Raw genomic sequence first — 6,560 nt, forward strand, 5'->3', positions numbered from 1 at the left:
AAGGCCGGGGGAAGGAATTCCCCCGGACCCCCATCTTTTTTCTGTCCGTTAAGCCAGCACGGCTTTCAGGGCGGCGCTGACCTCGCGGCGGGCCGCGTTCGCCTTCGACAGCAGCGCCGTCTGGCCGATGAAGCCATGCGGCACGCCATCATACACCGTCAGGCTGTGCGGCGCGCCGGCCTGCTTCAGCGCCGCCGCCAGGTCCAGCGTGTCGTCCAGCAGCGGATCCAGCGCCGCCGCCAGCAGCAGCAGCTTCGGCAGGCCGGTGACATCGCCATGCAAGGGCGCCACGGCGGGGTTCTGCAACAGGCTCGGCTCCGGCGCGTAGCGCGACCAGAACCAGTCGAGCCGCGCCGTCGACAGGCCGAACCGTCCATCGCCGCGCTCGCGATGCGACGGCGTGTCGAGCCGCCCCGACAGCATGCCATAGATGATGACGCCGAGCTTCGGCAGCGCCTCGCCCGCCCCGCGCAGATGCATCAGCGCGCTGAGCGCCAGATTGCCGCCGGCGGAATCGCCGCCCACCGCCAGGCGCGTGCCATCCACGCCCTCATCCGCCGCGCCATCGCGCAGCCAGCGCAGCGCCGCCAGCACCTGGTGCAGCGCGGTGGGGAAGGGATGCTCCGGCGCCAGCGCATATTCCAGCCCGACGACGAGATAGCCGGTCTCGTCGGCGATCTCGCGCTTCCAGCGATCCAGGCTGTCCAGCGTGCCGACCGCCATGCCGCCGCCATGGATGTGCAGATAGGTGGGCAGGGGGCCGGAGCCGGCCGAGCGCGGGCGGTAGATCCGCAGCCGCAGCGGCGGCGTGGTGCCCTCCAGCACCACTTCGCGGATCCCGGCCATCTCCGGCCCGCCGGCATTGAGATAGTGCTGGAAGCGGCGATTCATCTCGCGCGCCGCCCCGATCTCGTGGGTCAGCACATCGCCAAGGGCGACGCCCGCTTCGCGCAGCCGCGCCTGGGCATCGGTCACCTCGCTGTCGGGCAGCAGGGGCGGAGGGGTCATGACGGCACTCCAGATCTGCAATCCGCCTCAGACTGCCGCCGATCCGTCCGGCGCGAAAGCCGTGTCCCACGGAAACGGCTCGCGGATCCGCTCGGCCAGGTATTCGATCAGCGTGCGGGTCTTCAGCGGCAGCGCCTGGGTCGGCGGATAGACCAGCTGGATGTTGTCCGGCTCCGGCACCCAGCCGGGGATGTCGAGCTCCACCAGCCGCCCCTCGCGCAGCGGCGCCGCCATCAGGAAACGCGGCAGCACCACCAGCCCGATGCCGGCGCAGGCCGCCTCCAGCAGCGCCTCGCCGCTATTGGCCGTCAGCCGCCCGCGCAGCACCAGGGAGCGCGGCGCGCCGCCATCGCCGGGCACGAAGCGCCAGAGATGCCCGGCCGCGGCATTGGCGTAGCCGAGGCAGGAATGCGCCGCCAGCGCCTCCAGGCTGCGCGGCCTGCCATGCCGCGCGGCATAGTCCGGGCTGCAGCACAGCACCCGCCGGCTGAGGCCGAGCCGCCTGGCCCGCAGCGCCGAATCCGCCAGCCGCCCGATGCGCAGCCCGAGATCATAGGCCCCGGCCTGCAGGTCCACATGCCGGTCATCCAGATCCAGCACCACCTCGATCTCCGGATAGTCGCGCATGAAGCCGGCGATCAGCGGCCCCAGATGCCGCGTGCCGAAGCTGAGCGGCGCCGCCAGCCGCAGCTGCCCGGACAGCTTGCCGGAGCGCGCCATCACCTCGTCGGCCACGGTGTCGAGCTGCGCCAGCAGGGCGCGCGCCCGCTCGGCCAGCAGCGCGCCCGCCTCGGTGGGCGCCACATGGCGCCGGGCGCGGTTCAGCAGCTGGGTGGAGAGCTGCGCCTCCAGCTGTGCCACCCGCTTGCTGACCACGGATTTGGCCAGGCCAAGCCGCGCCGCGGCGGCGGTGACGCTGCCGCTGTCCACAACTTGAAGAAAAGTCGCCAGCGCATCGACATCGGGGCGCATCGTTCGTGTTCCGCGAACATGAAGTTTCCGAACCCACGCTTGCCGGAAACGGGCCGCGACCGCAACTCTCTCCCCGAAGCAACCGGCCCACCCTGCGAAGGAGCGTCGCATGAGCAAGATCCTGGTCCTCTACTATTCCAGCTATGGCCATATCGAGACCATGGCGAAGGCGGTGGCCGAGGGCGCCCGCCAGGTCGCCGGCAGCGAGGTGGTGATCAAGCGCGTGCCGGAGACGGCGCCGCTCGAGGTCGCCAAGTCGGCGCATTTCAAGCTGGACCAGGAGGCGCCGGTCGCCACGGTGGCCGAGCTGGCCGAGTATGACGCCATCATCTTCGGCACGCCGACGCGCTTCGGCCGCATGGCCTCGCAGATGGCCGCCTTCCTCGACCAGGCCGGCGGGCTGTGGTTCCAGGACAAGCTGGTGGGCAAGGTGGGCTCGGTCTTCACCTCCACCGCCTCGCAGCATGGCGGGCAGGAGACGACCATCACCTCCACCCTGGTCAACCTGCTGCATTTCGGCATGACCATTGTCGGCCTGCCCTACACCGAGAAGCGCCAGCTCGACATCACGACCGTCAATGGCGGCACGCCCTATGGCGCCAGCACCATCGCCGCCGGTGACGGCTCCCGCCAGCCTTCCGAGGCCGAGCTGGAGATGGCGAAGAGCCAGGGCCGCCATGTGGCCGAGGTGACCGCCGCCCTGCTGCGCGGCCGCGCCTGAGGCGCGTTTCGCGGGGTGCCACGCGCACCCCGCCCCCCCTTCGGCCAAGACCTACTGGAAGGAGCGACCGCCATGCAGCTGCACGGCATCCACCACCTGACCGCCGTCTCGGCCGATGCCCGGGGCAATCATGATTTCTACACCCGCGTGATGGGCATGCGGCTGGTGAAGAAGACCGTCAACCAGGACGACACCAGCGCCTATCACCTGTTCTACGCCGATGGCGAGGCCAGCCCCGGCACCGACCTGACCTTCTTCGACTGGCCGGTGGAGCGCGAGCGGCGCGGCACCCACAGCGTCACCCGCACCGGGCTGCGCGTCGCCGGCGAGGCGGCTTTGCGCCACTGGGCCGAGCGCCTCGCGGCCGAGGGCGTCAAGGCGGGCGCCATCGAGCGGGTCGATGGCCGGCTGCAACTGGAATTCGAGGACCCCGAGGGCCAGCGCCTGGCGCTGGTCGATGATGACGGCCGTGGCGTGGCCCACCCCTGGGCGAAGAGCCCGGTCGCGGCCGAGATGCAGATCCGCGGCCTCGGCCCCATCACCATGAGCGTGCCCGATCTGCGCCGCAGCGACGCCTTCGCGACCGAGGTGATGGCGATGCGCCGCGCCCGCAGCTACGAGGCCGAGGGCGGCGTGCCCGTGCAGGTCTATGAGATGGGCGAGGGCGGCCCCGCCGCCGAGCTGCATATGCGTCAGGAGCCGAAGCTCGGCGCCGCCCGGCCCGGCGCCGGCGGCGTGCACCATGTCGCCTTCCGCATCCCGGACGCGGATTACGGCGCCTGGGTCGACCGGCTGAACCGCTTCGGCCTGCGCAGCAGCGGCCCGGTGGACCGCTTCTATTTCCGCAGCCTCTACATCCGCGAGCCGGGCGGCATCCTCTACGAGATCGCGACCGATGGCCCCGGCTTCGATGCCGACGAGCCGAAGGAGAGCCTGGGCGAGCGCCTGGCCCTGCCGCCCTTCCTCGAGCCGCGCCGGGCCGAGATCGAGCGGGGCCTGAAGCCGCTCTGAGGCCCGGGCCTCAGCCTGGCGCGAAGCGGTCGCGCCAGGCGGGCTGCGCGCCGGGATAGGGCAGGGCGCTCGCCTCGTAGACCCCGCGCGCGATGGCCCGCGCCATGACGATGCCGGCCAGATGGCCGAGCTCCGTCACATCCGCGCCCGGCTTCTCCCCCGTGGCCGCGGCGAAGATCGTGTCGCCATCATTCGGCGCATGGGCGGGGAAGATGGCACGGGCCAGCCCGTCATCGGCCATGCGCGCCAGGCGCTGCGCCTGCGCCTTGCTCAGCACCGCGTCGGTGACCACCAGCCCGATGGTGGTCGCCGTGCCGCGCCCGCCCTTGCAGCGCAGCGCCAGGTCGGATTCGTCGCAGCGCGCCTTGGCGCCCAGCCCGCCGAATTCCGCGGCGCGCTCGAAGGGCGCCGCCCAGAAATGCGGCCCTTCCCCCACCAGCGGCGAGCCCACCGCGTTCACCGCGACGATGGCGGCGACGATATGCCCGCTCTCCGTCATCGCGCTGGCCGAGCCCAGCCCGCCCTTCACCGTCGCCGTGGTCGCACCCGTGCCCGCCCCCACCGTGCCAAGGGCGAAGGGCCCCGGCTTCGCCGCCATCGCCGCCGCGTGGCCGAGGTCGCGATAGGGCGGGAAGCGGCCCCAATCCTTGTTCCCGCCATTCAGCAGGTCGAACAGGATGGCCTGTGGCGCCAGGGGGATGGTGATGCCGGCGAAGACCTGGCCGCGCCCGGCCTCGCGCAGCGCCGCCTGCACCCCGCCCCCGGCATCCAGCCCGAAGGTCGAGCCGCCCGACAGCACGATGCCATCCACCACCTCGACCGTCGCCGCCGGATCGAGCAGCGCGGTGTCGCGCGAGCCGGGCGCGCCGCCGCCGATCACCACCGAGGCCACGGCCGGACGGTCGAACAGGATGGCGGTGACGCCGGAGCCCAGGGCAAGCTCGGTGGCATGGCCGACGGTGACGCCGGCGATATCGGTCAGCAGGTTCAGGGGCGCGGTCATGCCGCGCATCATGCCGCCCACGGCCGTGCTGTCCACCCCGCGCCTCGTCTCGGCACCGTATCGTGGTCCGCGGATTGCTAGAAATTCCGCCGTTCGCCGGGATTCTCCCGCGGACGTGATGTGCTCTCGACGCGCCGCCCGAGTGCGGGCAGGTTGTCGCCGGAGGTTGCCCGAATGTCCCTGCCCGATCCCCGTCGCCTGCTGTTCCTCTCCGCCGTCGCCCTGGCCTTCGTGCTGATGCTGGCGCCGGTGGTGATGGTGATGGTGATCAGCGTCTTCCGGCAGGAGATCGTCAGCTTCCCGCCGCCCGGCTTCACCCTGGACTGGTATGTGAACGCCTGGGCGCGGCAGGAATTCGCCCGCGGCTTCATGACCAGCCTGCAGGTTGCGCTGCTGGCCACCCTGATCGGCGTGCCCTGCGGCACCGCCGCCGCGCTGGCGCTGCACCGCTCCGGCATCCGTGGCAAGGGCGCCTGGAACACGCTGCTGCTGGGGCCGCTCGCCGTGCCGGGCGTGGTCGCCGGCACCGCCCTCTACATGTTCTACCTGCGCGCCGAGTTCTGGATCGACCAGGACATCACCGCCACGCTGCAGGGTCTGGTCGCCGCCCATGTGCTGCTGACCATTCCCTGGACGGTGCGCCTGGTCTCGGCCAGCCTGCAGGGGCTGGACCGGCAGGCGGAGGAGGCGGCGGCCAATCTCGGCGCCCGGCCCTTCACCGTCTTCCGCCGCGTCACCCTGCCCATGCTGCGCCCGGGCATCGTCGCCGCCGCGCTGTTCTCCTTCATCCAGAGCTTCGAGAATCTGGAGCTGACCCTGCTGCTGGTGGGCCCCGGCCGCACCACCTTGCCGGTCGCCATGCTCAGCTACCTGGAATTCCGCATCGACCCGACCCTGGCCGCCGTGGCCACCGTGCAGATCCTGCTGGTGGGCGGGCTGATGCTGTTGACCGACCGCTTCGTGAAACTGTCGAGGATCGTGTGACAAGACCGCGCCACGCCGGAGGAGATGAGTGATGGGCAGCCTGGTGCTGGAGGCGCTGAACAAGCGCTACGGGGCCTCGACCGCCGTGGAGCGGGTCGATCTCGAGGTGCGGCAGGGCGAGATGGTGGCCCTCCTCGGCCCCTCGGGCTGCGGCAAGACGACGACCTTGCGCATGGTCGCGGGCTTCATCGAGCCCAGCGCCGGGCGCATCCTGATCGGCGGCCAGGACGTCACCAGCCGCCCGGCCCATGCCCGCGACACCGGCATGGTGTTCCAGTCCTACGCCCTCTTCCCGCATATGAGCGTGGCGCAGAACGTCGCCTTCGGGCTGGAGATGCGCAAGATCGGCCGCGCCGAGCGCGACTCCCGCGTGGCCGAGGCGCTGCGCCTGGTGCGGCTCGACCACCTGGCCGAGCGCATGCCGCGCCAGCTCTCCGGCGGCCAGCAGCAGCGCGTGGCGCTGGCCCGCGCCCTGGTGGTCAACCCGGCCGTCTTCCTGCTGGACGAGCCGCTCTCCAACCTCGACGCCAAGCTGCGCGGCGAGGTGCGCATGGAGATCCGCGCCCTGCAGCAGCGGCTCGGCCTCACCACCCTGATCGTGACGCATGACCAGGAGGAGGCGCTGACCATGGCCGACCGGCTGGTCGTCATGGATCGTGGCCGGGTGCGCCAGGTCGGCACCGCCGAGGAATTGTACGAGCAGCCTGCCGACCCCTTCGTCGCCGGCTTCGTCGGTCGCTGCAACCTGGTCGAGGGAAGGCTGGAAGCACCGGGCGAGTTCCGCGCCCGCGGCGGCGCGCTGCTCTCCTGCGACCCGGCCCAGGCGGCCCCCGCCACGCCGGGCGCCCAGCCGGGCGAGGC

7 protein-coding genes are annotated in these 6,560 nt (G+C 71.7%); 4 read left to right on the plus strand and 3 right to left on the minus strand.

Going from position 1 to position 6,560, the window contains the following annotated elements; all coding sequences use genetic code 11:
- Window positions 1–48: 48 nt before the first annotated feature.
- Both HMPREF0731_RS17785 and HMPREF0731_RS17790 read right to left on the minus strand, forming a co-directional pair.
- Window positions 49–1,008: an alpha/beta hydrolase gene (locus HMPREF0731_RS17785; RefSeq protein ID WP_040613868.1), complete on the minus strand. Its 960-nt coding sequence runs from the start codon at window positions 1,006–1,008 to the stop codon at window positions 49–51.
- Between the two features lie 27 nt (window positions 1,009–1,035).
- Complete coding sequence (locus tag HMPREF0731_RS17790; RefSeq protein WP_007005578.1) at window positions 1,036–1,980, minus strand: LysR family transcriptional regulator; 945 nt, start codon at window positions 1,978–1,980, stop codon at window positions 1,036–1,038.
- Window positions 1,981–2,089: 109 nt separating this feature from the next.
- Here HMPREF0731_RS17790 and wrbA point away from each other — a divergent pair, with 109 nt between their 5' ends.
- Complete coding sequence (gene wrbA, locus HMPREF0731_RS17795; protein ID WP_007005579.1) at window positions 2,090–2,701, plus strand: NAD(P)H:quinone oxidoreductase; 612 nt, start codon at window positions 2,090–2,092, stop codon at window positions 2,699–2,701.
- Between the two features lie 72 nt (window positions 2,702–2,773).
- Window positions 2,774–3,712 (plus strand): ring-cleaving dioxygenase, encoded by a 939-nt coding sequence (locus HMPREF0731_RS17800; protein WP_007005580.1) that lies wholly within the window; start codon window positions 2,774–2,776, stop codon window positions 3,710–3,712.
- Between the two features lie 10 nt (window positions 3,713–3,722).
- Here the strand turns inward: HMPREF0731_RS17800 and HMPREF0731_RS17805 are convergent, their stop codons facing one another.
- Window positions 3,723–4,715: a P1 family peptidase gene (locus tag HMPREF0731_RS17805; protein ID WP_040613895.1), complete on the minus strand. Its 993-nt coding sequence runs from the start codon at window positions 4,713–4,715 to the stop codon at window positions 3,723–3,725.
- Window positions 4,716–4,889: 174 nt separating this feature from the next.
- On the opposite strand from HMPREF0731_RS17805, the gene HMPREF0731_RS17810 reads away from it, so the two are divergent.
- Together HMPREF0731_RS17810 and HMPREF0731_RS17815 are read left to right on the plus strand one after the other, a co-directional pair.
- Window positions 4,890–5,699 carry an ABC transporter permease gene (locus HMPREF0731_RS17810; RefSeq protein ID WP_007005582.1) on the plus strand — a complete coding sequence of 270 codons (810 nt, stop codon included), beginning with the start codon at window positions 4,890–4,892 and terminating at the stop codon, window positions 5,697–5,699.
- Window positions 5,700–5,730: 31 nt separating this feature from the next.
- On the plus strand, window positions 5,731–6,560 hold an 830-nt coding region (locus HMPREF0731_RS17815; protein ID WP_083854556.1), incomplete at its 3' end, for an ABC transporter ATP-binding protein.

Origin of the sequence: Pseudoroseomonas cervicalis ATCC 49957, assembly GCF_000164635.1 — a bacterium.
Classification (GTDB): Bacteria; Pseudomonadota; Alphaproteobacteria; order Acetobacterales; family Acetobacteraceae; genus Pseudoroseomonas; species Pseudoroseomonas cervicalis.

Excerpts from the sequence above, each read along its gene's own strand:
- HMPREF0731_RS17785 (WP_040613868.1), bottom strand. The coding sequence starts at position 1,008 with ATGACCCCTCCGCCCCTGCTGCCCGACAGCGAGGTGACCGATGCCCAG.
- HMPREF0731_RS17790 (WP_007005578.1), bottom strand. The coding sequence starts at position 1,980 with ATGCGCCCCGATGTCGATGCGCTGGCGACTTTTCTTCAAGTTGTGGAC.
- wrbA (WP_007005579.1), top strand. The coding sequence starts at position 2,090 with ATGAGCAAGATCCTGGTCCTCTACTATTCCAGCTATGGCCATATCGAG.
- HMPREF0731_RS17800 (WP_007005580.1), top strand. The coding sequence starts at position 2,774 with ATGCAGCTGCACGGCATCCACCACCTGACCGCCGTCTCGGCCGATGCC.
- HMPREF0731_RS17805 (WP_040613895.1), bottom strand. The coding sequence starts at position 4,715 with ATGACCGCGCCCCTGAACCTGCTGACCGATATCGCCGGCGTCACCGTC.
- HMPREF0731_RS17810 (WP_007005582.1), top strand. The coding sequence starts at position 4,890 with ATGTCCCTGCCCGATCCCCGTCGCCTGCTGTTCCTCTCCGCCGTCGCC.